Raw genomic sequence first — 26029 nt, 5'->3', positions numbered from 1 at the left:
GTCGGGCGACGGGAGGGGGCCGGGCGGGCGCGGCGCTCCCTCCGGCGGCGTCGGCGAGGTACGCGGGGCGGGGGCCGGGGCGGGGGTCCTCACAGGCGTTTGACCCCCTTGATCTTGCCCGCCTTGCCGCGTGCGGCGGCCAGGGTGGCCGGCTTGGCGTTGCGCGCGCTGCGCTTGCCGGCCTTGCCCATCTTCGGTGCCTTGCCGCCCTTGCTCAGCAGCCCGGTGCCGGAGGTGGTGAGGCCCGTTCCGGAGCCCAGCCAGCCGTAGGCGCGCAGGCCGCCGGTGCCGCCGGTCTCCGCGCCGATGGGGTCCTTCTCGCCGCGGCGCGCCAGCGCCATGATCAGCGGGACGGTGAACGGGGCGAGCAGCAGGTCGTAGACGGTGGCGGTGATCAGCAGCCCGGTGAGGCCGACCTGGCGGGCGGCGGTGTCGCCGACGAGGGCGCCGACGCCGGCGTACAGCAGGGTGGAGCAGATGGCGGCGGAGGCGACGACGAGCATCGGTACGGTCGCCGAGCGGTGGGCTCCGCCCTCCGGTTTGGTCAGTCCGGCCGCGTAGCCGATGAGGCAGAGCACCAGTGCGTAGCGGCCGACCGCGTGGTCGGCGGGCGGGGCGATGTCGGCCAGCAGTCCGGCGAAGAAGCCGACGAGGGCGCCGGCGGTGTGCCCGTAGACGAGGGCGAGGCCGAGGACGACGAGGAGCAGCAGGTCCGGCACGGCGCCGGGCAGTTGCAGTCGGGCCAGGACGGCGACCTGGACGACGAGGGCGACGACCACGAGAGCGGCCGTGAGCAGCATCCGGTTGACGTACACCACGTGGGGTCAGCTCCTGGGCGGGGTTTCGCCGCCGGGGGTGGCGGTCACGGTCACCGTGGGTGTGGGCTTGGGTTTCGGCGGCTTCTTGACCTTGAGGACATCGTCGCGCGGGTTCTGGCGCGGGGGTTGGACGACGATGCCGACCACGTCCAGCCGGGTGAAGCCGACGTACGGCTTGACGCGGACGGTGCGGGTGAGGGTGCCCTTGTGCCGTTCCACCTTGGTGACCTCGCCGACCGGTACGCCGGGGACGAACGGTTTGTCGTCGCTGGAGCCGAAGGTGACGAGCCGGTCGCCCTTCTTCACCTTGGCCTTGCCGTTGAGCAGTTGCACGCTGAGCGCGTTGCCGCCGCGTCCGGTGGCGAATCCGAGTTCGTTGCTGTTCTCCATCCGGGTGCCGACGGTGAAGTCGGGGTCGTTGGCCAGCACCACGGTGGAGGTGGCGGGGCCCACGGTGGTGACGCGGCCCACCAGTCCGTCGCCGTTGATGACGGTCATGTCGCGGCGGATGCCGTCCTCGCGGCCCGCGTCGAGGGTGACGGTCCAGGAGAAGCCCTGTGCCGCGCCGATCGCGACGACCTGGGCGCCCTTGACGCCGTAGCCGCCGGCGCCGGCGGTCTTGAGCAGTTTGTCCAGTTCCTTCGCCCGGGCGCGGTTGCGGTCGTCGGAGCCGAGTTCCTGCTTGAGCGCCGCGTTCTCCCGCTCCAGCCGGGTGATTCTGTCGTGGCGGTCACCCGAGTCGCGGACGGCGGCGATGGCGTTGCCGACGGGGTTGACCGCCGATGCCACGCCGCTTTCGACCGGACCAAGGACGGAGGCGGCCCCCTGCCGCGCCCCGTCGAGCGGAGACTGCTCGCCCCCTCTGAGGTCCACCGTGATCAGTGCGAACGCGATGGCGACCAGCAGGACGAGCAGCAGCCGGCTTTCTCGTGTGTCCCTCACGTGCGGCGGCCGTGCCTTTCTCGTGGGGCAGCCCCGCCGGGGCGGGGTGCGTGGCGGCGGCGCCACTGCCTTCGTACGACCCGCCGCGTGAACGGTCAGTTGTTGCGTACAGGTGTGCTGTGTGCCCGCCGGCCGGCGCCGGCAGCCCGCCGGTCAGCGACGCGGCTGGGCGTCGAGCACCTGCTGGAGTGCCTCGAACTCCTCGACGCACTTGCCGGAGCCCAGGGCGACGGAGTCCAGCGGGTCCTCGGCGATGTGGATCGGCATGCCCGTCTCGCGGCGGAGCCGCTCGTCCAGGCCGCGCAGCAGGGCGCCGCCCCCGGTGAGGACGATGCCGCGGTCCATCACGTCGCCCGACAGTTCGGGCGGGCACTTGTCGAGGGTGGTCTTGACCGCGTCCACGATCGCGTTGACCGGTTCCTCGATGGCCTTGCGGACCTCGGCGGCGGAGATCACCACCGTCTTGGGCAGCCCGCTGACGAGGTCACGGCCGCGGATCTCGGTGTGCTCGTCCTTCTCCAGGTCGTACGCCGAGCCGATGGTGATCTTGATGGATTCGGCGGTGCGCTCACCGAGAAGGAGGCTGTACTCCTTCTTGATGTGCTGGATGATCGCGTTGTCGAGTTCGTCGCCGGCCACCCTGATGGACTGCGCGGTGACGATCCCGCCGAGCGAGATGACGGCGACCTCGGTGGTGCCGCCGCCGATGTCGACCACCATGTTCCCGGTGGCCTCGTGGACGGGCAGGCCGGAGCCGATCGCCGCCGCCATCGGCTCCTCGATGATGTGCACCTGCCGGGCGCCCGCCTGGGTGGACGCCTCGATGACGGCGCGGCGCTCCACTCCCGTGATACCGGAGGGCACGCACACCACCACGCGGGGCCGGGCGAGATAACGCCGCTTGTGGATCTTGAGAATGAAGTAGCGGAGCATCCGCTCGGTGATCTCGAAGTCCGCGATGACGCCGTCCTTGAGGGGGCGGACGGCCACGATGTTGCCAGGGGTGCGGCCGATCATCTTCTTGGCTTCGGCGCCGACCGCGAGAATGCCGCCGGTGTTGGTGTTGATCGCGACGACGGACGGCTCGTTGAGGACGATCCCGCGACCCCTGACGTACACCAGCGTGTTGGCGGTCCCGAGGTCGACAGCCATATCACGGCCGATGAACGACATGTTGGTTCCCATGGATGCGTCTGGCCTTCCAAGTGGGGCGATGTGGTGTGCGGCTACGGAAGGATGTGGGTACGCGCCGCCATGCTCGAAGCGCGCGGGTTCCATCGTAGACGCGCTTGCTCGAACACGTAGAGACGGTTCCTCCGCCATTGTCGGGGGAAGTGGGAACGGCCACCGTAATGGTGACGTCGTGTCGGAGACGGCTGTTGAGTCTCTTCCGTCCCGGTGTTCGCTCGCGCCTCAGGCGAAACTCGGGAAGAAGATTTTCAGCTCCCGCTGGGCGGACTCCTCCGAGTCGGAGGCGTGAATCAGGTTCTCCCGCACGATGGTGCCGAAGTCGCCGCGCACCGATCCGGGCGGGGCCGCGATCGGGTCGGTCGGACCGGCCAGGGCACGGATGCCCTCGATCACCCGCTCGCCCTCGACCACCATGACGGCGGACGGCCCCGAGGACATGAACTCCACCAGCGGCTCGTAGAAGGGGCGCCCCTCGTGCTCGGCGTAGTGCTGCTCCAGCGTGGCACGGTCCAGGGTGCGCAGTTCCAGCGCCGCGATGGTCCAGCCGGCCTTGCGCTCGATACGGCCGATGATCTCGCCCATCAGTCCGCGCGCGACGGCGTCGGGCTTGAGGATGACGAGGGTGCGCTGGCTCATGGTGTGGTGCTCCTTGGCTGGTCGTGCGGACGGCTGGGGGCACCTCCCGGCCGAAGGCTGGGGAGGGCAGGCGCCGCCGGGCCGGGCGTTCCGACGCGGTCGTGGGCCCGGCGGTCAAAAGAGGCTACATGGGTGAGGGCAGGTGTCTCACACAGCGTCCGGCTCGGGGGCACGCTCGGTCCCGGCCTGCTCGGCGAACCGCGCCTTCGCCTCGTCGATCTTCTTGCCGAAATGCACCGAGGCCCACCACAGCGCCGCGAAACAGGCGCCGAGGAAAAACATCGTCGGGACGACGAAACCGCTGGCGATCAATGCGATCTGGAGCGCCCATCCGAGCTGCACGCCACCCGGCCGGGTGAGGAATCCGCACAGCAGCACGCAGAGCACCATGGCGATCCCGCTGACCGTCCATACGGTGGTCACGGAAAGGTCACTCGTTCGCATCGCGACCAATCCGGCGAAACCGACGATGAAGAACTCGCCGATCAGCGTGGACGCACACAGGGTCCGCATCTAGCGCCTCCCTCGCAGCAGCAGCCGGGCCTCGCCGACCGTGATGACCGAGCCGGTGACCAGCACCCCGGCTCCCGCGTACTCGCCCTCCTCCTCGGCGAGGGTGACCGCTTCCTCCAGTGCCGCGTCCAGCCGCGGCTCGACCTGCACCCGCTCGTCGCCGAAGACCTCCACGGCGACGGCGGCCAGTTCGTCCACGTCCATGGACCGGTGGCTGGAGTTGCGGGTGACCACGACCTCGGCGAAGACCGGCTCGAAGGCCTCCAGCAGTCCGCGCACGTCCTTGTCGGCGCTGGGGGCGACGACACCGACCAGCCGGGAGAAGCCGAACGCCTCGCTGACGGCCTCGGCGGTGGCCCGCGCGCCGCCCGGGTTGTGGGCGGCGTCCAGCAGCACCGTGGGGCTGGTGCGCACGACCTCCAGCCGGCCGGGCGATGTGACGGAGGCGAACGCCTGGCGCACCACGTCGAGGTCGAGGGTGCGGGCGTGCTGCTGGCCGATGCCGAAGAACGCCTCGACGGCCGCCAGCGCCACACTGGCGTTGTGCGCCATGTGGGCGCCGTGCAGCGGCAGGAAGATGTCGGGGTACTCACCGCCCAGGCCGCGCAGCGTCAGCTGCTGGCCGCCGACCGCGAGCTGCCGGGAGACGACACCGAACTCCATGCCCTCGCGGGCGACGGTGGCGTCCACCTCGACGGCCTTCTTGAGGATGACGGAGGCGGCCTCGACCGGCTGCTGGGCGAGCACCACGGTGGCGTCCTGCTTGACGATGCCGGACTTCTCCGTGGCGATCTTCTCGGGCGTGTCGCCGAGCCGGTCGGTGTGGTCGAGGGAGATGGGGGTGACGACGGCGACGCTCGCGTCGATGACGTTGGTGGCGTCCCAGGTGCCGCCCATGCCGACCTCGACGACGGCCACGTCCACGGGCGCGTCGGCGAAGGCGGCGTACGCCATGCCGGTCAGCACCTCGAAGAAGGAGAGCCGGTAGTCCTGCTGGGCGTCGACCAGCTCCACGTACGGCTTGATGTCCTGGTACGTCTCGATGAACCGCTCGGCCGGCACCGGTGCGCCGTCGATGCTGATGCGCTCGGTGACCGACTGCACGTGCGGGGAGCTGTAGCGGCCGGTGCGCAGCTCGAAGGCGCCGAGCAGCGCCTCGATCATGCGGGCCGTGGTGGTCTTGCCGTTGGTGCCGGTGATGTGGATGGACGGGTAGGAGCGCTGCGGCTGGCCCAGCACGTCCACCAGGGCGGCGATCCGCTCGACCGAGGGGTCCAGCTTGGTCTCGCCCCAGCGGGTGGCCAGCTCCTCCTCCACCGCGCGCAGCGCCCGGTCCACCTCCGGGTCCTCGGGCCGGCCCGGCACCACGTCGGGCTGCGGGGGTCCGGCCTGGGCCCGCAGGGTGCGGCTGCCCGCCTCGATCACCGCGAGGTCCGGATCGCGGTCGGTCTCCTCCCCGACGATCTCCTCGAAGGCGTCGGGCGACTCGGCGCTGTCGAACGACTCGGAGGGCCGGGACGAGGAGGGGTCGGGTTCGTGGGGCTGGGGCTCGTCGCTCACGCGGACCAGTCTACGGAAGAGCACCGCGGCCCCGGGCGGGGCGGGCGGGTGCCGCCCCGCCCCGCCCGGGGCAGGGTGGCGGCGGCCCGGGGGCCTACTGGTGCTGCGCGGTGCGCTCCGCCTCGTCGGCGGCCTTCTGCAGGGCGTCGAGCACGGCGCGCGGCGAGGGCCCCTTGGGCTCGACGGCCTTGCCGATGGTGCGCTGCACCCGGGTGCGGACGGCCGGCCAGGAGCGGCGGCCCATCGGCTGGAACTCCGCGTCGGGCATCTGGTCGATGAACGCGCGCAGCGGCTTGCCGGCCGGCTCGCTGCGCAGGGCGCGGGACCCGGAGACGGTGACGGGCAGGGTGCCCTGTCCGGTGCCGTACCGGCGTACGGAGGTGACCTGGTAGAGGAAGTTCAAGAAGGCGGAGCACTCCTTGCGGCGGCCTCCGGCCCGGAACGCCATCAGCCAGTCCGACAGGCCCACCGGCGGGGCGGCGCCGCCGTTCTCCTTGGGGAAGGGGGCGTGTGCGCAGGGCACCTTGGCCTGCCGGGCGCTGCCCAGCAGCAGGGGGTGCGCGTTCATCATGGCGATCCGCCCCTTGAGGAAGCCCTCGTACGCCTTGGTACGGGTCAGCCCGGCGGGGTCGGGGCCGGCCAGTCCGTCGGCGACCAGCCGGGTGCGCAGCCAGGTCAGGGCGTGGACGTTCTCGCTCTTGACGAAGTCGTACCCGGCGGAGCTGGCGTAGCCGCCGTCCGCCGCCAGCATCCAGGCGAGGGCCTCGTCCTCGGCGGCCTCGGGTCCCATGGCCAGGCCGTAGGGGGTGTGCACCCCGGCCTTCTTGAGGGCCTGGGCGGCGGAGCGCAGCTCGGCCCAGCTGCCGGGCGGGCCGCTGAGCCCGGCCTTCTCGAAGAGGGCGGTGTTGTAGAAGAGCCGCGGGGTGCTGGCCAGGAACGGGATGCCGTACTGGGCGAAGTCGACCTCGCCGGCCTGGGCGAAGGAGGCGATGAAGTCCGCCTGGACGGGGATCTTGAAGACGTCGCTGGCGTGGTAGAGGTCACCGTCCTCGGCGTACCCGGCGAAGACGTTGCCCTGCGAGATGTCGGGCGGGTCGCCGTCCTTGACGCGCCGGGCCAGCTCCTGGTCGATCCGGGTGAAGGGGACGAGCTGGAGGTCCACCTCGATGTCGGGGTGTTTCCTGCCGAAGGCGTGGATGACGTCGTTCCACTGTTCGGTGATGCCGGAGCCGACGCTCTTGTCGTAGCTGGCGGCCAGGACGGTCAGCGTGCTCCGTCCGCTGCCGCCGGAGCAGCCGGTGAGTCCCACGCCGAGGCCGGCCGTGGCGGCGAGGGAGGAGGCGCCGAGGAGGAACTGGCGTCGATGCACTGGTCTTGCCACCCATGGTCGTACGATCGTTCAACTCCCCCGCGGTGGCAGATTGTGCCATGCAGGCATAATCTGCTGTCATGCCGGTCGCCCGTACCCCCGCCACCCCGCTCACCGAGCGGCGCAAGGCCGAGACGCGCACGGACATCGCCCGCACGGCCGCCGCGCTCTTCGTCGAACACGGCGTCCGGGAGACCCGTGCCGAGGACATCGCCCGCGAGGCGGGCGTCGCGCCGCGGACCTTCTACCGCTACTTCCCCACCAAGGAAGAGGCCGTCGCACCGCTGTTCGAGGCGGGGGCCCGGCAGTGGGTGGACGCCACCCGCGCGGCACCCGCCCGCCTCCCCCTCGCCGAGGCCCTCGCGCACGGCACCCGGGAAGCGCTCAGCACCGACGACCCCGCCAACGCGGAGTCGCTGGAGTGGGTACGGGCCCTGCTGCGGCTGGCCCACAGCAGCCCGGCGCTGCGCTCGGTGTGGATGGACGCCTACCACGCGTCCGAGACGGCTCTGGCGGCCGTGCTCGCCGAGCGGGAGGGCGCCCCCGAACGCGCCGGGTCCCTCCCGGTGCGGCTGGCGGCCGGCACGGCGGCGACGGCGGTCCGGGTGGCCGTCGAGACGTGGGCGGCCGGTGACGCACCGGCCGCCGGGCCCGAGGGCCCCGCGGCGCTCGCCGCGCGCTGCATCGCATCCCTGAGTGAATCCCCCTGGAGCACGACATGAACGATCTCAACGGCAAGACCATCCTCATCACCGGCGCCGCCCGCGGCATCGGCGCCGAGACGGCCCGGCAGGCCGTCGCCGCCGGCGCCCGTGTCGTGCTCACCGACGTCCTGGAGGAGGAGGGCAAGGCCACCGCGGCCGGGCTGGGCGAGGCCGCCCGCTTCGTCCGCCACGACGTGACCAGCGACGAGGAGTGGCAGCGCGTCGCCGACTACACCGTCGCCGAGTTCGGCTCGCTCGACGGCCTCGTCAACAACGCCGGCATCTCCACCGGCGCCCCGCTGGAGTCCGTCTCCACCGACTTCTTCCGCAAGGTGCTCGACGTCAACCTGACGGGCGTCTTCATCGGCATCAAGACCGCCGTCCCGGCGATGCGGCAGGCCGGCGGCGGCTCGATCGTCAACATCTCCTCCGCGGCCGGGCTGATGGGCCTGGCCCTGACCGCCGGTTACGGCGCCTCCAAGTGGGGTGTGCGCGGCCTCACCAAGATCGGCGCCGTGGAACTGGGCACCGACCGCATCCGGCTCAACTCCGTGCACCCGGGCATGACCTACACCCCGATGACGGCCGAGGTCGGCATCCAGCAGGGCGAGGGCAACTACCCCAACACCCCGATGGCCCGGGTGGGCGAGCCGCACGAGATCGCCTCCGCGATCTGCTTCCTGCTCTCCGACGCCGCCTCCTACATCACCGGCGCCGAACTGGCCGTCGACGGCGGCTGGACCACCGGCCCGACCGTCAAGTACGTCATGGGCCAGTGATCCACCAGGACGGCTGATCCACCGCCGCGGCCCCCTACCCCTTCCGGCCGCGGCGGAGGCGGGCACCCCGCCCGACGCGAGCGGCGGTGCCGGGCCCGGTTTCCACCGGTCCGGCACCGCCGCTCGTGTGCTGTGGTTCCGCGCGCGCCCTTCGGCTCACTCGCCGAAGGGCGCGGCGATGCTCAGCCCAGCCGCTCCAACTGCTGCTTCAGCCGCGCGATGTCGGCCTCCGCCGCCGCCTTGCGGCCCCGGATCTTGTCCACCACGTGGTCCGGCGCCTTGGCGAGGAACGCCTCGTTGGACAGCTTGGCGCCCGTCTGCGCCAACTCCTTCTCCGCCGCCGCCAGATCCTTGCCCAGCCGCTTGCGTTCGGCCTCCACGTCGATGGCGCCGGACAGGTCGAGGCTGACCGTGGCACCCGCGACGGGCAGCGACGCGGTGGCCTGGAAGCCCTCACCCGCGGGCTGGAGCCGCAGCAGCTGCCGGATGGCGTCCTCGTGGTCCGCCAGCGGGGTGCCGGCCAGGTCGAGCTCGGCGGGCACCTTCTGGCCCGGCTGGAGGCCCTGGTCGGCACGGAAGCGCCGCACCTCGGTGACCGCCTGCTGGACGGTGGCGATCTCCCGCTCGGCCTCGGCGTCCCGGAACCCGGAGTCCTTCGGCCAGTCGGCGACCACGACGGACTCGCCGCCGGTCAGCGTCGTCCACAGCTCCTCGGTGACGAAGGGGACGACCGGGTGCAGCAGCCGCAGCGTGACGTCCAGCACCTCACCCAGGACCCGGCGGGTGACCTCGGCGGGCCGGCCGCCCGCCGCGAAGGTGGTCTTGGACAGCTCCACGTACCAGTCGAAGACCTCGTCCCACGCGAAGTGGCGCAGCGCGTCGGAGAGCTTGGCGAACTGGTAGTCGTCGTAGTAGCCGTCGACCTCCGCCACGACCTCGTTGAGCCGGGAGAGGATCCACCGGTCGGTGGCCGACATCTCCGCCGCGTCGGGCAGCGGCCCCTCCACCGTGGCGCCGTTCATCAGCGCGAACCGGGTGGCGTTCCAGATCTTGTTGGCGAAGTTCCGGGACGCCTTGACCCAGTCCTCGCCGATCGGCACATCGGTGCCGGGGTTGGCGCCGGAGGCCAGGGTGAAGCGCAGCGCGTCGGAGCCGTAGGCGTCCATCCAGTCCAGCGGGTCGACGACGTTGCCGAAGGACTTGGACATCTTCTTGCCGTGCTCGTCCCGGACCAGACCGGTGAGCGCCACGGTGTGGAAGGGCGGCTCCTCCATCACGTACATGCCGAACATCATCATCCGGGCGACCCAGAAGAAGATGATGTCGTAGCCGGTGACCAGGACGTCGGTGGCGTAGAACCGCTCCAGGTCCGGGGTGCGGTCCGGCCAGCCGAGCGTGGAGAAGGGCCACAGACCGGAGGAGAACCAGGTGTCCAGGACGTCCGTGTCCTGGTGCCAGCCCTCGCCGGCGGGCGGCTCCTCGTCCGGGCCGACGCAGACGACCTCGCCCCCGGGTCCGTACCAGACCGGGATGCGGTGCCCCCACCACAGCTGGCGGGAGATCGTCCAGTCGTGCATGTTGTCGACCCAGTCGAAGTACCGGGAGGACATCTCGGCGGGGTGGATGCGGGTGCGCCCGTCACGGACGGCGTCCCCGGCGGCCTTGGCCAGCGGCGCGACCTTGACCCACCACTGCATCGACAGCCGCGGCTCGATCGTCGTCTTGCAGCGGGAGCAGTGGCCGACGCTGTGGACGTAGGGGCGCTTCTCCTCCAGGACCCGGCCCTGCTCGCGCAGCGCGGCCACGATGGCCGAGCGGGCCTCGAAGCGGTCCAGGCCCTGGAACGGGCCGTGCGCGGTGATCACGCCGCGCTCGTCCATGACCGTGAGCATCGGCAGGTCGTGGCGGCGGCCGATCTCGAAGTCGTTGGGGTCGTGGGCCGGCGTGACCTTGACCTGACCGGTGCCGAACTCCGGGTCGACGTGGCTGTCGGCGACGACGGGAATGGTGCGGTCGGTCAGCGGCAGCTTGATCTGCTTGCCGATCAGGTGCTTGTACCGCTCGTCGTCGGGGTGGACGGCGACCGCGGTGTCGCCCAGCATCGTCTCGGCGCGGGTGGTGGCCACCACGACGGTGTCCTCGCCCTCGCCGTACTTGAGCTGGACCAGCTCGCCGTCGTCCTCCTGGTACTCCACCTCGATGTCGGAGATGGCCGTCAGACAGCGCGGGCACCAGTTGATGATCCGCTCGGCGCGGTAGATGAGACCGTCGTCGTACATCTTCTTGAAGACGGTCTGGACGGCCCGCGAGAGGCCCTCGTCCATCGTGAAGCGCTCACGGGACCAGTCGACGCCGTCGCCCAGGCGCCGCATCTGGCCGAGGATCTTGCCGCCGTACTCCTCCTTCCACCGCCACACGCGCTCGACGAACTCCTCGCGGCCCAGGTCCTGGCGGGACTTGCCCTCCTCGGCGAGCTGCTGTTCGACCTTGTTCTGCGTGGCGATGCCCGCGTGGTCCATGCCCGGCAGCCAGAGCGCCTCGTGGCCCTGCATCCGCTTGCGGCGGGTGAGGGCGTCCATGAGGGTGTGCTGGAAAGCGTGTCCGAGATGGAGAGATCCTGTGACGTTCGGGGGCGGGATGACGATGGTGTACGGCGGCTTGTCGCTCTTGGCGTCCGCCTCGAAGTAGCCTCGCTCCACCCAGCGCTCGTACAGCTTCCCCTCTACCTCGGCCGGCGCGTACTGGGTCGGCAGATCTGCGGGAACGGTGCTGTGCGGCCCGGTCGCCTCCGGGCTCTGCTGAGTGTTGTCGGTCACGACCGCCAGTGTACGGGCGCCCGCCTGCCGGGCTCGAATCGGTTTGAGGACCGGTGCGGCAACCGTCGGTGCCATCCGTCACTATGAGCGGAGCGCATTCGACGAAGATGTTCACGGAGGGGAAGCGCCGCAATGAGCAACAACCAGCCCGGCCCGTACGGCGGGCAGCCAGGGCAGCCGGGTCCGTACGGCCAGCAGCCGGGTCCGTACGGGCAGCCGCCGCAGCAGCCCGGCGGTCCCAACCCGTACGGCGGCGCCCCCGGTCAGCCCGGTTACGGCTACCCGCAGCAGCCGGGCATGCCCCAGCAGCCGCCCGGCCAGCCGCCGAACCCCGGCTACGGCTTCCCCCAGCAGCAGCCCGGCATGCCGGGCCAGCCGGGCGGCCCCTACGGGAGCGGTCCCGGCCAGCCGGGGATGCCGATGCCGCCGCAGCCGCCGCAGAGCGGGGGCGGCAAGGGCAAGACCATCGGCATCGTCGTCGGCGCCCTGGTCGTGGTCGCCGCGGTGGTCGGCGGTGTGATCCTGTTCACCGGCGGCGACGACAAGGACGGCAAGGGCGGTTCGACGGTCGCCGACGACGGCAAGCGGTACAAGCTGATCACGCCGGAGACGGTGGCCGCGGAGTTCGACAAGAAGCCCGGGTCGGAGAACAGCTCCACGGGCGGGTTCAGCGAGTCCGACAAGAGCAAGTTCGAGCAGTTCGGCGTCAAGGACCCCAAGAGCGTCTCGGCCGCCTACGAGAGCGGCACCGGGGTCGACGCGAAGAACCTCAACTTCGGCGGCGTCTACGGGGAGATACAGAACCCGGAGGCGGTCGTCGACGCGGCGCTGCTGATGGTCGCCAAGGAGGCCAAGGAGGACCCGAGCACGGGTGGCGGCGGCAAGGCGGAGCTGGACGGCGAGCCGGAGGAAGTGCACCCGTCCGGGCTGGGCGACGACGCGGTGATGAAGTGCCAGAAGGTGAAGTTCACCGCACCGCCCGGCAGCACCTCCGGGATCAAGGGCTTCACCATGCCGTTCTGCATGTGGGGCGACCACAGCACCATCGGCTTCGTGGTGACGGTCGCCTCGGCCGACGTGATCAGCGGCAAGGACACACCGGTCGCCGAGGCCGGTGAGACGGCGGCCAAGGTCCGCGAGGACGTCCGCGTACCGCTGAAGTGACCTGATGCCGTGCCGCCGCCCGCTCGCGCGGCGGCGGCACGGAGACGCACGGAGCACACAGACGCTCGGCGAGGGGCGCCCGGCGGGAGACCGCCGGGCGCCCCTCGCCGTGCCCGCTCCCGCCCCCGCGAGGACCTTCCGGGCGCACCCGGACAACTCGCCGGGGCTTTTTCACGATTGCGTTCCCACCGGGCCCCGATTCGGCCAGCGGCCGGGTTTTCTCGTCGTGCATCCGTCAAGATGTGCGAGCGCGTCATGCACATCAACGGGAGGGAAGCGCCACCATGAGTCACCAGCAGCCAGGGCCCTACGGCCAGCCGGACCCCTACGGTCAGCAGCCGCCGCAGCAGCCAGGACAGCCCGGACCCTACGGTGGCGCTCCGGGCCAGCCCCAGCCGGGGTACGGCTACCCGCAGCAGGGGCAGCCCCCGCAGCCCGGTTACGGCTTCCCGCAGCAGGGCCAGCCCCCGCAGGGCGGGATGCCCTACGGTCAGCCGGGCCAGCCCGGGATGCCGCCCGGCCAGCCCGGGATGCCCCCGGGCCAGCCGGGGATGCCGGGGATGCCGATGCCGCCGCAGCCGCCGCAGGGCGGGGGCGGCAAGGGCAAGACCATCGGCATCGTCGTCGGCGCCCTGGTCGTGGTGGGGGCCATCGTCGGCGGGCTGTTCGCGTTCGGTGTCGTCGGCGGGGGCGGCAACAGCGACGTCGCCGACGACGGGCCGCACAAGCTGACCGTCCCCTCCCAGGTGGGCGAGTACAAGACCAGCTCCGGGGGGATGAACAGCTCCGGCGGGCCGGTGGGCGCCACCGACTCGGAGAAGGCCGAGGAGCTGGGCGTCAAGGACGCCAAGAAGGTGGCCGGCGGTTACACCAACGGTGTGGGCACCACGGGTAAGTCCATGAGCTTCAACGGCGTCTACGGCACCATCGACGATCCGGCCGGCACGCTGGACAACGCCTTCGCCAAGGCCGACGAGAACTCCAAGGACACCGGCGACAACGCCGGCGAGTCCGAGAAGGTCGAGTGGGAGGGCGACGCGGAGACGGTGGAGCCCGAGGGCCTGGACGGTGCAGTGATGAAGTGCCGCACCGCGAAGGTCACCGAGGGCACCACCAACATGAGCATCCCGATCTGCATCTGGGCCGACCACAGCACGATGGGCACCGTCCTGGGCGTGGACCTGGCGGCGGCCATGAAGGGCAGCGGTGACAGCCTGTCCACCGACGAGGTCGCGAAGTTCGCGGCCGACCTGCGGGCCAAGGCCCGGGTGAAGGCCTGACCCGTGTGAAGGCGTGAACCGGCCCTGCGCCGAAAAGCCGCACGGACATGAGAAGGGCCCGCCCCTGGGGGCGGGCCCTTCTCGTCGTGGCACCGGGTCCGCACAGCACAGGGGCCCGCATCCGGCGGCCGGCCCCGTGCGGGGCGGGAACGGCCGGGTCAGGCGCTCTTCTCGTGCCGCTGCTGGTCGCCGTTGCCGCGGGCGCGCGGGACGAGCGTGGGATTCACGTTGGAGTGCACCACGTCCTCGGTGATCACCACGCGCTCCACGTCCTTGCGGGAGGGCACCTCGTACATCACCGACTGGAGGACCTCCTCCATGATGGCGCGCAGCCCGCGGGCGCCGGTGCCACGCAGGATGGCCTGGTCGGCGATGGCCTCCAGCGCGGGCCGGTCGAAGTCCAGCTCCACGCCGTCGAGTTCGAACAGCCGCTGGTACTGCTTGACCAGCGCGTTGCGGGGCTCCATCAGGATCTGGAGCAGCGCCTCACGGTCGAGGTTGTGCACGGAGGTGATGACCGGGAGGCGGCCGATGAATTCCGGGATCATCCCGAACTTCACCAGGTCCTCCGGCATGACCTCCTCGAACTGGTTGCTCGCCTCGATCTCCCGCTTGGAGCGGATGGTGGCGCCGAAGCCGATGCCCTTGGCACCCGCCCGGGACTCGATGATCTTCTCCAGCCCGGCGAAGGCACCACCCACGATGAACAGCACGTTCGTGGTGTCGATCTGGATGAACTCCTGGTGCGGGTGCTTGCGCCCGCCCTGCGGCGGCACCGAGGCGGTGGTGCCCTCCAGGATCTTCAGCAGCGCCTGCTGGACGCCCTCGCCGCTCACGTCCCGGGTGATCGACGGGTTCTCGCTCTTGCGGGCGACCTTGTCGATCTCGTCGATGTAGATGATCCCGGTCTCGGCCTTCTTGACGTCGTAGTCGGCCGCCTGGATCAGTTTCAGCAGGATGTTCTCGACGTCCTCACCGACGTACCCGGCCTCGGTCAGCGCCGTGGCGTCGGCGATGGCGAAGGGGACGTTGAGCATCCGGGCGAGCGTCTGCGCCAGCAGCGTCTTGCCGGAACCGGTGGGGCCGAGCAGCAGGATGTTGGACTTCGACAGCTCGATGCCGTCGTCCCGTCCCTGGCCGTTCTCACCGGCCTGCACCCGCTTGTAGTGGTTGTAGACGGCCACCGAGAGAGCCTTCTTCGCGGCCTCCTGGCCGACGACGTAGCCCTCCAGGAACTCGTAGATCTCCCGGGGCTTGGGCAGCTCGTCCCAGCGCACCTCGGAGGACTCGGCCAGCTCCTCCTCGATGATCTCGTTGCAGAGGTCGATGCACTCGTCGCAGATGTACACACCTGGACCCGCGATGAGCTTCTTCACCTGCTTCTGGCTCTTGCCGCAGAACGAGCACTTGAGCAGATCGCCGCCATCACCGATGCGTGCCACGAGGAGCTTCCCCTTCGCCTGGGATCCGTCGGGTGGACGGACCGAGGTACGTGCTCTCCGACGGTACCTTGCCGGGCCGCCGGAATGGGCCCCCCTTGGAACGACCCGGCCGACACTTTCCTTGCCGTGGCGTGCCGTTCGGCGTCGTTCCAAGGGGACGCGGGTCGCCTGGACGGGGCCCGTCAGACTCCCACGGAGGACTTGCGGGTCGTGACGATCTGGTCGATCAGCCCGTACTCCAGGGACTCCTCGGCGGTGAGGATCTTGTCCCGCTCGATGTCCTTGGAGATGGTCTCGCGGTCCTTGGTGGAGTGCTTGGCCAGCATGTCCTCCAGCTGGTCGCGCATCCGCTGGATCTCGTTGGCCGCGATCTCCAGGTCGGAGACCTGGCCCCGCCCCGTCTCGCTGTAGGGCTGGTGGATGAGGATACGGGCGTTGGGCAGCGCCATCCGCTTGCCGGGGGTGCCGGCGGCGAGCAGCACGGCGGCGGCGGAGGCCGCCTGGCCCATGCAGACCGTCTGGATGTCCGGCTTGACGAACTGCATCGTGTCGTAGATCGCGGTCAGCGCCGTGAAGGAGCCGCCCGGGGAGTTGATGTAGACCGAGATGTCACGGTCCGGGTCCATCGACTCCAGGCACAGCAGCTGCGCCATGACGTCGTTGGCCGACGCGTCGTCGATCTGCACCCCGAGGAAGATCACCCGCTCCTCGAAGAGCTTGGCGTACGGGTCGTACTCGCGCACGCCCTGCGAGGTGCGCTCGACGAAGCGGGGGACGACGTAGCGGGACTCGGGCGCGATGCCGGTGAACTCGGCCCTCGGGCCCGGCTGAAGTGAGGTCATCGGGAGGTTCTCCTGGAGACGATCGGGTGGCTGCGGTCGGGGCGGGTGCCGTGCGGCGCTGTGGCGGGGCTCACGCGCCCGTTCCGCCGCCACCCGGGAGCTGGGCGGCGTTGCCGTAGACCTCGTCGATGAGGCCGTACTCCTTGGCCTCCTCGGCGGTGAACCAGCGGTCCCGGTCCGCGTCGCGGGTCCACTGCTCGACGGTCTGGCCGCTGTGCGCGGCCGACAGCTCGGCCAGCCGCTTCTTGGTGCGCAGCAGCTGCTCGGCGTGGATCTTGATGTCCGTGGCCGAACCCGCCAGGCCGGCGGACGGCTGGTGGATGAGGATGTCCGCGTTGGGCAGCGCGAAGCGCTTGCCGCGGGTGCCGGCGGTCAGCAGGAACTGGCCCATGGACGCCGCGAGTCCCATCGCGATGGTGACCACGTCGTTCTTGATGTACTGCATGGTGTCGTAGATCGCCATGCCGGCCTGGACCGATCCGCCCGGGCTGTTGATGTACAGGTAGATGTCCTTGTCCGGGTCGGCGGCAAGGAGAAGGAGCTGGGCGGTGATCTTGTTGGCGATGTCGTCGTCCACCGGCTGGCCGAGGAAAATGATGCGCTCGTCGAGCAGCCGGTTGTAGACCTGGTCGCCGAGGCCACCACCGAAGTTGGGCTCGCCGGCGGCGGAAGGCATCGGAAGCGTCACGTGTCCACCTGCTCGTGTCCGGACGGCCACACGAAGCTGGCCGTCACTGGGGTCTTCGTCTACTGGGGACCCTAACGCGCCGCCCGTCGGCAGCCATCCCGGTCAGAGGGCATTTCGCTGTGAGCGCAGGTGCCCCACCGCCCCGGGCGCCCGGGGCCCGGATACGGGCACGGGGGGCGCCGGGGCGTGCTCTCACGCGCCCCGGCGCCCCCCGTCCACGGGTCGGCTCAGGCGCTGGGTCAGCTCTCGGCCTTCTCGGCGCCCTCGGCCTTGTCGGCCGGCTTCTCGGCGTCGGCGGCGGCCTCGCCCTCGGCTTCCTCGGCTTCCTCGTCGTCGCTCATGTCGACGACCTCGCCGTTGGTGTCCTTGACGGTGACGGCCTCGACCACGGTGGCCAGGGCCTTGCCGCGGGCGACCTCACCGACGAGGACCGGCACCTGGCCGCCCTCGACGACGGCCTGCGCGAACTGGTCCGGGCTCATCCCGGAGGACTGGGCACGGCGCATCAGGTGCTCGGTCAGCTCTTCCTGGCTGACGTTGAGCTTCTCCTTGCTGACCAGCTCGTCGAGGACGAACTGGGTCCGGATGCCCTTCTCCGCCTGCTCCTTGAGCTCGGCGTCGAAGTCCTCCTCGGACTTGTCCTGCATCTTCAGGTACGCGGCCAGGTCCAGCCCGAGCTGGGCGAGCTGGTGGTTGACCAGGTTGTGCTTGCGGCTCTCGATCTCGTCCGCGAGGAGCTTCTCCGGGATCGGGACCTCGGTCAGCTCCAGCAGGGCGTCGAGGACCTTCTCCTGGGCCTGGGTGGCCTGCTCGTACTTCTTCTGGTCGGCCAGCCGCTTGCGGCTGTCCTCGCGGAGCTCCTCCAGCGTGTCGAACTCGCTGGCCAGCTGGGCGAACTCGTCGTCCAGCTCCGGCAGCTCGCGGGAGGAGACGGACTGCACCGTGACGGTGACCTCCGCCTCCTTGCCGGCGGCCGAGCCGCCCTTGAGCTCGGAGGTGAAGGTGGCCGAACCGCCGGCCTCCAGACCGGTGACGGCCTCGTCGATGCCGTCCAGCAGCTCACCGGAGCCGATGGTGTAGTCCACGCCCTTGGCGACGCCGTCCTCCAGGACCTCGCCGTCCACACGGGCTTCGAGGTCGATCTTGACGACGTCACCCTCGGCGGCGGCGCGCTCGACCGCCGTCGTGGTGGCGAAGCGCTCCCGCAGCTGCTCGACGGCCTTGTCGACGTCCTCGTCGGAGACGTCCACGGCGTCGACCTCGACCTCGATGCCCGAGTAGTCCGGGATCTCGATCTCGGGGCGGACGTCCACCTCGGCGGTGAAGGCCAGCAGCTCGTTGTCCTTCAGCTCGGTGATGTCCACCTCGGGCTGGCCGAGCACATTGAGCTCGCCCTCCTCGACGGCGGACTGGTAGAGCTTGGGCAGCGCGTCGTTGACGGCCTCCTCAAGCACGGCACCGCGACCGAAGCGCTGGTCGATCAGGCGCGCAGGGATCTTGCCCTTGCGGAAGCCGGGGACGGTGACCTGCTGGTTGATCTTCTTGTACGCCGCGTCGAGGCTGTCCTTGAGCTCCTCGAAGGGCACCTCGACAGTGAGCCGAACCCGGGTCGGGTTCAGAGTCTCCACGGCGCTCTTCACGGTCGGTCTCCTTGGGGGCTGGCATTGGAGGTCTTGCTGTACTTGGCTGCGCCCCGTATGCATGCAGACACGACACAGGCACGCGCGTCTTTCATAGTACGTGGTCGGGGTGGCCGGATTCGAACCGACGACCTTCCGCTCCCAAAGCGGACGCGCTACCAAGCTGCGCCACACCCCGTCGATGCGACACGTAGAGTACATGTCGTAGGATGCGGCACGTGCCGATCCGGCCCACGCGGGCGTAGCTCAATGGTAGAGCCCTGGTCTTCCAAACCAGCTACGCGGGTTCGATTCCCGTCGCCCGCTCGCACAGCACGGAGGCCCGGCCCCTTCCCGGGGCCGGGCCTTCGTCGTTCTCCTCCTCGCCCCGCCGCAGGTCACCAGGCTTCTGGATGCGGCAGCACCGCCCCCCGCCCTCCTCCGCAGGGGAAGGGCGCAGGACGGTACGGGAACACACACCGGGACCGCCCCGGAGCGCTCCGTGGCACCCCGCGGCCGGCGGCAGGCCGCGGAGACCGGGGGTCCGCCGGGCGGCCAGGCGGCCCTGGTGCCGGGCTTTCCGGGGCGCCGTCCCGCTCGGACACCCGAGCGGGGCCGGCCTCAGAGACTGATGTTGTTGATCGTGCTCGCGATCGAGTTGAGGAACCGGTTGATCGAGGGCGCCATGCCCGAGGAGGCGAGGAAGAAGCCGAAGAGTATGGCGACGATGGCGGGCCCCGGCTTGATCGACTTGCTGCGGATCATTACCACCAGGATGACCGCCAACAGCACGACTACAGACAGCGAGATGGCCACAACTGCTCACACCCTCATGGTCGGAACCTCACCCGGCCCGGGGGTCTGCCTCGTGGCCCACCCCCCTGCGCTACAGCGCGCACCCATCGTGCCACCAACTGCGCAGGGAGAGGAGTCGGCTGACCATCCGTCGGTCCCATGATCGGGTAAATCCTTGTCCGGGCACCAGGTGCCGGACCAGGACGTCGGGGCGTTCGGGAGCATTCCGGACCGGCCGCCGGGTACGCCCGTAATTCGGCCATCAATTCGGCTTGATCAATACCCTGCGCGGCATATGTGCACCACGTGCATTAGTCTCGGCACTCGGTGCCGCACCCCTCCCCCGTAGTGAATTCCTTGTGCAGACCTGTGAATTGTGGCCTCACTCACAGGCGGGCGCATAGCACCATCAAAACGGACAAGTCCTCGACGGCACGGTGGCCGCATACACCCCCTTTAGGGGGGACATCACACGGCAAACCGAACATTTTCCCACTGACCGTCAGCCGCGGTGCCCGACAAGGGGAATTAGCGCGCGCCGGAGCGGGAAGAAGCGCGGGTACGAGAATTTACGGCTCACACGTCGAAGCGCTATGGTGCGGCAGATGTTGCACGCTGGTTATGAGCGGGCGCCGCTCCCCCCCGTCCGCCAGGAGTCCCCCTCCGAGACGCCACCGGCGTCCACGGAGCAGCCTGCGAAGGCGCAGCCCCCCGCGGGGCACAAGAAACCAGCACCCAAGCAGCGGGACCCGTTCTTCGACAACGCGAAGTACCTGACGATCGTGCTGGTCGGCATCGGCCACGCATGGGATCCGCTGCGGGAGGACAGCCGTACGGCCGAGGCGCTGTACTTCGTCCTCTACACGTTCCACATGCCCGCGTTCATCATCATCTCCGGCTACCTGTCCCGGAGTTTCGAGGGCAAACCCAAGCAGGTGCAGCGCCTGATCACCGGCGTCGTGGTCCCCTACCTGGCGATCCAGTTCGTCTACACCCTCTTCATGCGGTGGGCCAACGACGACCCCGACCGCGAGTTCCACTTCCAGGAGCCCGGGTTCGCCCTGTGGTTCCTGTGCGCCCTGTTCATCTGGCGGCTGACGACCCCGCTGTGGAAGAACCTGCGCTGGCCCCTGCCGGTCGCGCTGGCGATCGGGGCGGCGGCCAGCGTGACGCCCTCGATCAGCGGCGACCTCAACCTGATGCGGGTCGCCCAGTTCCTGCCCTTCTTCGTGCTCGGCCTCCAGCTGCGTCCCCACCACTTCCAGCTGGTCAAGCGGAAGGAGGCCCGCTACCTGGCGGTGCCGGTGACGCTGTGCGCGGTCGCCTTCGCCTACTGGGCGGTGCCCCGGATGTCCAAGGCGTGGTTCCTGCACGACAAGGCCGCCGCCGACATGGGCGTGCCCTCCTGGGCGGGCGCCGTGATGTACCTCGCGCTGTTCGGCTGCGGTCTGGTGATGACCGCCTGCTTCATGTCCTGGGTGCCGCGCCGCCACATGTGGTTCACGGCGCTGGGTGCCGGCACGCTCTACGCGTACCTGCTGCACATCTTCTTCATCCAAAGCTCGCGGCAGTTCGACTGGTACGAGATGGACTGGGTGGACCATCCGCTCAGCCGGGTGGCCATCACCGTGCTGGCGGCCGTGATGATGACGGTGCTGTGCACCCCGTGGGTGACGCGGCTGTTCCGGTTCGCCATCGAGCCGAAGATGGACTGGTTCTTCAAGCGGGACCCCGGCGCCATGGCCCGCAAGCGGGAGTCCTCGCACCCCGCGGGCTCCACGGCCTCGCGGGGTGAGCCGGCACGGCAGCCGGTCTCCCACCGGAAGCAGTAGCCCCGCCTCCGCGCCCTCGCACCACGACGGTCCCCTCCGCCCCGCCCGGGGAGGAGGGGACCGTCTCATGTGCGGGCCCCGGCCCAGGGCCCCTGCCCAGGGCCCCGGCTCAGGAGGGCCGTCGCTCCTGCCGGGCCAGCAGGAGGCGGGCCGGAATCGTGGTGGCGGCCAGGGTGAGGCCCGCCACACCGGCCGCCATCGCCGCGTACAGCCCCGGCGGGATGTACGGGGGCGCCTGGAAGAGGCCGTCGATCATGGGGAAGAGGGTGACCAGGGCGATGGCGGTGCCCAGACCCAGTGCGGAGACCGCGACCAGGGCCGACTCCCAGTGCACCATCCGCAGCACCTGCCGCCGGGTCGCCCCCACCAGGCGCAGCGCGGCCAACTCACGGCGGCGTTCGGCGACCGTCATCACCAGGGTGTTGGCCGCCGCGACGGCGGCGAAGCCGGCCAGGACCGGGGCCATGGTGAGGTTCCCCCAGCGGTTGACGGCGCGGTCGCGGTCGGCCAGCTCCGTCCAGGACGACCTGTCGAGGACGTCGCCGCCCAGCCCGCCGAGCGCCTGCGCCACCCTTCCTGCGTCGGCGCCGGGTGCGCGGCGGACCAGCACCTGGCTGTCGTACGGGTCGCTCACGTGCCCGGCCAGGGCCGTGCGGGGCAGGGTGACCGCGGACAGTCCGGTGCCGCGGGCGTAGACGGCCACCACTTCGGGCCGCACCTTCGTGCCGTCCGGCAGCCGCATGCCCAGCCGGTCCCCCACTCCCACCCGTGCGCCGCGGGCCACCAGCCGGTCGACGGCGACGGTGCCCTTCCGCAGCCGGGCCAGCGAGCCCTCGCGTACGTCGAGGTCCTGGACGGCGGCCAGGGCGCGCCCGGCCCCTCCCGCGGTGCCGCCCGCGGCGACGCCCTGCGCCTCGGCGGTCTGCAGGAAGGTGCCGTCGGAGCGGATCTCGACCAGCACCGTGTCGCGCCGTACGGCGACGGCGGTGGCCACGCCCGGGGTGCCGGCCGCGCGTCCGGCCACCGTGCGGGGCAGCCCGGCGGCCTCGCCGCCGGGGACGATCAGGTGGTCGGCGCGCAGACCGGCGGTCTGCTGGCGGGAGGTCTGCCTGTCCTCGCTGGTCTGGAGGAAGACCAGCGTCGAGCAGAAGGCGAAAGCCAGCACCACGGGGGTGATCGCGGAGGCCAGCCGGCGGGCGTTGGCCCAGGTGTTGGCGGCGGCCAGGTGGGAGGCGGCCGATCCGGCGCGCAGGACGAGCCCCAGCAGTCCGGCGCACGCCTTGGCCACGTACTGGCCCAGCAGTCCGACCGCCGTCATCAGCAGCAGCACCACGGCCAGCGCCAGGTTCGCGGCGTCCTCGCCGCCCTCCTCGGCGGCGACCCGCGCCATGGCGAGCCCGCCGGCGAGGGCGCCCACCCCCAGGACGGTCCGGACGATGCCGGGCCGGAAACGTTCGCGGGTGGCCTCCGAGAGGGCCTGGCCGGGCCGGATGCGGGCGGGGCGGCGGGCCGCCAGCCACCCGGCGAGCAGGGCGGTGCCCACGGTGACGGCCACGGCGACGGCGGCGGGGCCGGCCCCCAAGTGGAGGGGGAGGGTCTCGGGCACGGCGTCGCGGTCGCGCAGCGCCCCGTACCACCAGCGGGCCAGGGCGCTCCCGGGCAGACAGCCCAGGACACCGGCGAGCGGGGCGACGAACAGCGTCTCGGTGGCGACGGTGCGGCGGATCTGGCGCGGGGTGGCACCGACGGCGCGCAGCAGTGCGAACTCGCGGCGGCGCTGGGAGACGGCCAGGGCGACGGTGCCGGAAGCGGTGAAGACGGCGGTCAGCGCGGCGACACCGCCGAAGGAGAAGCCGAGGGACTCCAGCACTTCCTTGCCGTAGCCGGTCTCCTGGCCGCTGTCCTCGGTGGTGCCCCGGTCGCGCCCGGTGCGGACGACGGGTCCGTCGCCGAGGGCGTCCCGCAGCCGCGAGGCCACCTGTTCGGTGTCGGCCCCGGGTGTGGTCAGTACGGCGAGCGCGTCGGCCTTGCCGGGGTGGCCGGCCAGTTCCCGGGCGCGGGCGTCGGTGAACCAGGCGACGGCGTCGTCCCGTCCCCGCTCCCCGTCCGCCACGATGCCGGTGACGTGGAAGGGGCGGTCGCCCTCGGCTGTGGTCAGGCGCACGGTGTCGCCGGGGCCCGCGCCGTGGGCGGCGGCGGTGGCGGCGGTCAGCACGACGTCGTGGTCCGTGCGGGGCGGGGCGCCCTGGTGCAGGCGGGCGCCGGTGAAGGCGGTGGCGCCCCAGCCGTGGCCTCTGAGCGCGGCGGCGGGGTGGCGGGCGTGGACGGTGACGGTGGCGTCGGGGACGACGCGGGAGACGCCGGGGATCCGCTGGGCCTTCCCGGTGGCGGGGCCGACCGCGATCCGGGCGCGATCGGGTACGTCCTCGGCGCTGTCCTCGCGGTCCTCGCCGCGGCCGGTCACCAGGTGGGCGCGCTGGTCGGCGGTGACCACGAGGGGCGCAGCCGCGTAGCGGTGCGGGGCGGGACGGGCGCGGGCTCCGGTGTCCGCGAGGAAACCGCAGGCCGAGATGATCAGGGCGGTGAGGGTGAGGGCGACGAACGTCCCGGCGAAGGAGACGGGGTTGAAGCGGACGGCCGCCCGCGCCAGCCCGTTGGGCAGCAGCGGGCCGAGCCGCGGCCCGAACCGTCGCCGGCCGCCGGGCCGCGGGCCGGGGGCGGTGTTCATGCCACGGCCTCCTCGGCGGGGTGCGGCGCCGGGTGCACGGGACGGGGCGGCCGGCCCGTGAGCGCGGCCATCCGGTCCGCGATCCGGGCGGCCGTCCGCGGGATGTCCCGCTCGTCGCCGCGGTCCAGGGTGCCGGCGATGGCGCCGTCGGCGAGGAAGAGCACGCGGTCGGCGTGGGCGGCGGCCGTCGGGTCGTGGGTGACCATGACGATCGTCGCGCCCGTGCCGTGGGGTCCCATCGGTTCGGGCGGGGCGTCCACGGCGGTGCGCAGCAGGGTGAGGATCTGCGCGGCGGTGCCGGTGTCCAGTGCTCCCGTGGGCTCGTCGGCGAAGATCACATCGGGTGCGGTGACCAGTGCGCGGGCGAGCGCCACCCGCTGCTGCTGGCCGCCGGAGAGCTGGTCGGGGCGGCGTGCGGCGTGCTCGCCGAGGCCGACCTGGGCCAGGAACCGGGCGGCCCGCGCCCGGTCGGGGCGGTGCCCGGCCAGCCGCAGCGGGAGCAGCACGTTCTGCTCGGCCGTCAGCGAGGGCAGCAGGTTGAACGACTGGAAGACGAAGCCGAGGCGGGTGCGGCGCAGGACGGTCAGCTTGTTCTCGTTCAGCGCCCCCAGGTCGGTGCCGCCGAGGCGGACGGTGCCGCTGGTGGGGCGGTCGAGTCCGGCGGCGCACTGGAGGAAGGTGGACTTCCCGGAGCCGGAGGGCCCCATGACGGCGGTGAAGCTGCCGTAGGGCAGGCTCAGATCGACACCGCGCAGGGCGTGCACGCCGCGCCCGTAGCGCCGGGTCACGCCGCGCAGTTCGACGGCCGCTCCGTACGCTCCGGGTCCGTACGGCGGCGTCCCCTGCCGCCGGGTGCGGTCGCGCATGCTGGTCTCCGTCCCTGGTGTTCTCGTCTGTTCGGACATGCCGAACGTACGGATCAGGGGTGTGGCGGGACCATCCCGCTCGCCGCCGTTCCCGGGGTGGGGACAGCCCCCGGGACCGGCCTGGGGGAGGCGGCCGGGCCGGGGCGGCGGCCGGGCCGGGAAGCCGTCAGTCGCGGCAGATGAGCAGCAGCGCCCGGTCGTCGTTGACGTCCTTGGCCACCGACTCGATCAGGTGCCAGGCGGCGCCGTGGAAGCTGGAGGCGACGTAGCGGTCGGCCTCGCCGGTGAGCCGGTCGATGCCCTCGGTCAGGTCCCGGTCGGCGGTCTCGACGAGTCCGTCGGTGAAGAGCATCAGCACGTCGCCGGAGCGCAGCGTGCCCTTCTCGGGGATGAACTCGGCGCCGTCGTAGACGCCCAGGAGCGGGCCCTCGGCGGCCTTCTCCTCCCATTTGCCGCTTCCGGCGTGCAGTTGCATCGCGGGCACGTGCCCCGCCGACAGCAGCTCGTAGTCGCCGGAGTCCAGGTCGAGGACGAGGTGGACGGAGGTGGCGAAGCCCTCGTCCCAGGACTGGCGCAGGAGGTAGCCGTTGGCGGCGGGCAGGAAGTCGTGCGGCGGCAGGGAGCCGAGCAGCCCGCCGAAGGCGCCGGACAGCAGCAGGGCGCGGGAGGCCGCGTCCATGCCCTTGCCGGACACGTCGGTGAGCACCAGTTCCAGGGTGCGGCGCCGGGGCCCGGTGCGGGTCGCGACGACGAAGTCGCCGGAGAAGGACTGGCCGCCTGCCGGGCGGAGCGCCATCTCGTGGTGCCAGCCGGCCGGGAGGGCGGGCAGCTTGCTCTGGACGCGGATACGTTCCCGCAGGTCGAAGAGCATCGTTCCGCCGCGCCGCCAGGGCACCCCGACGCGGCTGCGGAACTGGGCGATCAGCAGCCCGGACAGGCCCGCCGCCGCGACGACCAGGATGGTGCCGGGGGTGACCCGGCCGGCGCCGTCCTGGAACTGCCACGGCTCCAGCAGCAGCGACTCGACCATGAGGGCCACCGCCGCCGCGGCGTACAGCGCCAGCAGGCTGGCGGGCCGCAGCAGCAGTCCGCCGGCGATGATCGGCAGCACCAGCGCCTCGGGGGCGCACCACAGCGGAGCTATGACGGTGCCGCAGGTCAATGCCGGGATGGTGAGCAGCAGTCCGGTCAGCGCGACCCAGTCGGAGGCGCCGCCCCGGAAGTAGTCCACGGCGGATTTGCGCAGGTTGGTGCGGACCCGGTGCCAGGTTTTGAGTACCTGGTGCGTCCGGGCCGTCGCCGATGTGCGTCGTGCGCGGCGTTCCGCCATGCTCAGGGAGCCTAGCCACCGCTCGGTTGCCCGTCGATTCCCGCCCGCTCGGGCGGGGGCGCGCGCGACGCCTCCGGGCGTGCGGGGTGGCGCGGCGGGCGGGAAAAAACGTTCG

At 71.4% G+C, this 26029-nt stretch carries 21 protein-coding genes and 2 tRNA genes; 6 read left to right on the top strand and 17 right to left on the bottom strand.

Annotated elements, in window-relative coordinates:
• Nucleotides 1-89: 89 nt before the first annotated feature.
• The 7 genes from mreD to IO40_RS0125250 all read right to left on the bottom strand — a co-directional run bounded on the left by mreD (nt 90) and on the right by IO40_RS0125250 (nt 7029).
• Nucleotides 90-815, bottom strand: a complete 726-nt coding sequence (gene mreD, locus IO40_RS0125280) for a rod shape-determining protein MreD (RefSeq protein ID WP_030408495.1) — start codon at nt 813-815, stop codon at nt 90-92.
• A gap of 9 nt (nt 816-824) precedes the next feature.
• The gene (mreC, locus tag IO40_RS0125275) at nt 825-1760 is read right to left on the bottom strand and encodes a rod shape-determining protein MreC (protein WP_016468963.1); all 936 of its coding nucleotides are present in this window, start codon (nt 1758-1760) and stop codon (nt 825-827) included.
• Between the two features lie 153 nt (nt 1761-1913).
• A complete protein-coding gene (locus tag IO40_RS0125270; protein ID WP_016468964.1) occupies nt 1914-2933 on the bottom strand; it encodes a rod shape-determining protein in 1020 nt (339 codons plus the stop codon).
• Nucleotides 2934-3173: 240 nt separating this feature from the next.
• Complete coding sequence (ndk, locus tag IO40_RS0125265) at nt 3174-3587, bottom strand: nucleoside-diphosphate kinase (protein WP_016468965.1); 414 nt, start codon at nt 3585-3587, stop codon at nt 3174-3176.
• A gap of 147 nt (nt 3588-3734) precedes the next feature.
• Nucleotides 3735-4100 carry a DUF4233 domain-containing protein gene (locus tag IO40_RS0125260; RefSeq protein WP_030408493.1) on the bottom strand — a complete coding sequence of 122 codons (366 nt, stop codon included), beginning with the start codon at nt 4098-4100 and terminating at the stop codon, nt 3735-3737.
• Nucleotides 4101-5660, bottom strand: a complete 1560-nt coding sequence (folC, locus tag IO40_RS0125255; RefSeq protein WP_031025832.1) for a bifunctional tetrahydrofolate synthase/dihydrofolate synthase — start codon at nt 5658-5660, stop codon at nt 4101-4103.
• A gap of 94 nt (nt 5661-5754) precedes the next feature.
• The gene (locus IO40_RS0125250; protein ID WP_031025833.1) at nt 5755-7029 is read right to left on the bottom strand and encodes an ABC transporter substrate-binding protein; all 1275 of its coding nucleotides are present in this window, start codon (nt 7027-7029) and stop codon (nt 5755-5757) included.
• 80 nt (nt 7030-7109) lie between these two features.
• Between IO40_RS0125250 and IO40_RS0125245 the strand changes: the two genes are divergently transcribed.
• Together IO40_RS0125245 and IO40_RS0125240 are read left to right on the top strand one after the other, a co-directional pair.
• On the top strand, nt 7110-7751 hold the full coding sequence (locus IO40_RS0125245; RefSeq protein ID WP_016468969.1) for a TetR family transcriptional regulator: 642 nt from the start codon (nt 7110-7112) through the stop codon (nt 7749-7751).
• On the top strand, nt 7748-8512 hold the full coding sequence (locus IO40_RS0125240; protein WP_016468970.1) for a glucose 1-dehydrogenase: 765 nt from the start codon (nt 7748-7750) through the stop codon (nt 8510-8512). The genes IO40_RS0125245 and IO40_RS0125240 overlap by 4 nt, the downstream gene beginning before the upstream one ends.
• Before the next feature lie 182 nt (nt 8513-8694).
• On the opposite strand, the gene IO40_RS0125235 is transcribed toward IO40_RS0125240, so the two are convergent.
• Nucleotides 8695-11328, bottom strand: a complete 2634-nt coding sequence (locus tag IO40_RS0125235; protein WP_031025834.1) for a valine--tRNA ligase — start codon at nt 11326-11328, stop codon at nt 8695-8697.
• 132 nt (nt 11329-11460) lie between these two features.
• On the opposite strand from IO40_RS0125235, the gene IO40_RS0125230 reads away from it, so the two are divergent.
• Both IO40_RS0125230 and IO40_RS0125225 read left to right on the top strand, forming a co-directional pair.
• Nucleotides 11461-12492: a hypothetical protein gene (locus IO40_RS0125230; RefSeq protein WP_016468972.1), complete on the top strand. Its 1032-nt coding sequence runs from the start codon at nt 11461-11463 to the stop codon at nt 12490-12492.
• Nucleotides 12493-12776: 284 nt separating this feature from the next.
• The gene (locus IO40_RS0125225) at nt 12777-13772 is read left to right on the top strand and encodes a hypothetical protein (RefSeq protein ID WP_016468973.1); all 996 of its coding nucleotides are present in this window, start codon (nt 12777-12779) and stop codon (nt 13770-13772) included.
• 158 nt (nt 13773-13930) lie between these two features.
• On the opposite strand, the gene clpX is transcribed toward IO40_RS0125225, so the two are convergent.
• The 5 genes from clpX to IO40_RS0125200 form a co-directional block, all read right to left on the bottom strand.
• Nucleotides 13931-15214 carry an ATP-dependent Clp protease ATP-binding subunit ClpX gene (clpX, locus tag IO40_RS0125220; RefSeq protein ID WP_016468974.1) on the bottom strand — a complete coding sequence of 428 codons (1284 nt, stop codon included), beginning with the start codon at nt 15212-15214 and terminating at the stop codon, nt 13931-13933.
• Nucleotides 15215-15396: 182 nt separating this feature from the next.
• Nucleotides 15397-16056: an ATP-dependent Clp protease proteolytic subunit gene (locus tag IO40_RS0125215; RefSeq protein ID WP_016468975.1), complete on the bottom strand. Its 660-nt coding sequence runs from the start codon at nt 16054-16056 to the stop codon at nt 15397-15399.
• Between the two features lie 70 nt (nt 16057-16126).
• Entirely contained in the window at nt 16127-16732 is a 606-nt protein-coding gene (locus IO40_RS0125210) for an ATP-dependent Clp protease proteolytic subunit (protein WP_030408487.1), read from the bottom strand.
• Between the two features lie 251 nt (nt 16733-16983).
• Nucleotides 16984-18384, bottom strand: coding sequence for a trigger factor (tig, locus tag IO40_RS0125205; protein WP_016468977.1), 1401 nt, complete (start codon nt 18382-18384; stop codon nt 16984-16986).
• Nucleotides 18385-18485: 101 nt separating this feature from the next.
• Nucleotides 18486-18562 (bottom strand) — tRNA-Pro (locus IO40_RS0125200).
• Between the two features lie 57 nt (nt 18563-18619).
• Here IO40_RS0125200 and IO40_RS0125195 point away from each other — a divergent pair.
• Nucleotides 18620-18690: transfer RNA gene (locus IO40_RS0125195), tRNA-Gly, on the top strand.
• Nucleotides 18691-18984: 294 nt separating this feature from the next.
• Here the strand turns inward: IO40_RS0125195 and IO40_RS0125190 are convergent.
• Entirely contained in the window at nt 18985-19179 is a 195-nt protein-coding gene (locus tag IO40_RS0125190; protein ID WP_016468978.1) for a hypothetical protein, read from the bottom strand.
• Between the two features lie 572 nt (nt 19180-19751).
• On the opposite strand from IO40_RS0125190, the gene IO40_RS0125185 reads away from it, so the two are divergent.
• Nucleotides 19752-20990 carry an acyltransferase family protein gene (locus IO40_RS0125185; protein ID WP_016468979.1) on the top strand — a complete coding sequence of 413 codons (1239 nt, stop codon included), beginning with the start codon at nt 19752-19754 and terminating at the stop codon, nt 20988-20990.
• Between the two features lie 109 nt (nt 20991-21099).
• On the opposite strand, the gene IO40_RS0125180 is transcribed toward IO40_RS0125185, so the two are convergent.
• The 3 genes from IO40_RS0125180 to IO40_RS0125170 form a co-directional block, all read right to left on the bottom strand.
• Complete coding sequence (locus IO40_RS0125180) at nt 21100-23718, bottom strand: ABC transporter permease (protein WP_031176192.1); 2619 nt, start codon at nt 23716-23718, stop codon at nt 21100-21102.
• Complete coding sequence (locus IO40_RS0125175) at nt 23715-24584, bottom strand: ABC transporter ATP-binding protein (RefSeq protein ID WP_016468981.1); 870 nt, start codon at nt 24582-24584, stop codon at nt 23715-23717. The genes IO40_RS0125180 and IO40_RS0125175 overlap by 4 nt, the downstream gene beginning before the upstream one ends.
• A 166-nt stretch (nt 24585-24750) precedes the next feature.
• Nucleotides 24751-25914 (bottom strand): PP2C family protein-serine/threonine phosphatase, encoded by a 1164-nt coding sequence (locus IO40_RS0125170; RefSeq protein WP_016468982.1) that lies wholly within the window; start codon nt 25912-25914, stop codon nt 24751-24753.
• Nucleotides 25915-26029 lie beyond the last annotated feature (115 nt).

Source organism: Streptomyces albus subsp. albus, assembly GCF_000725885.1.
Classification (GTDB): Bacteria; Actinomycetota; Actinomycetes; order Streptomycetales; family Streptomycetaceae; genus Streptomyces; species Streptomyces albus.
The sequence above is the reverse complement of the archived record's forward strand: the minus strand, read 5'-3'. Positions and strand labels throughout refer to the sequence as shown.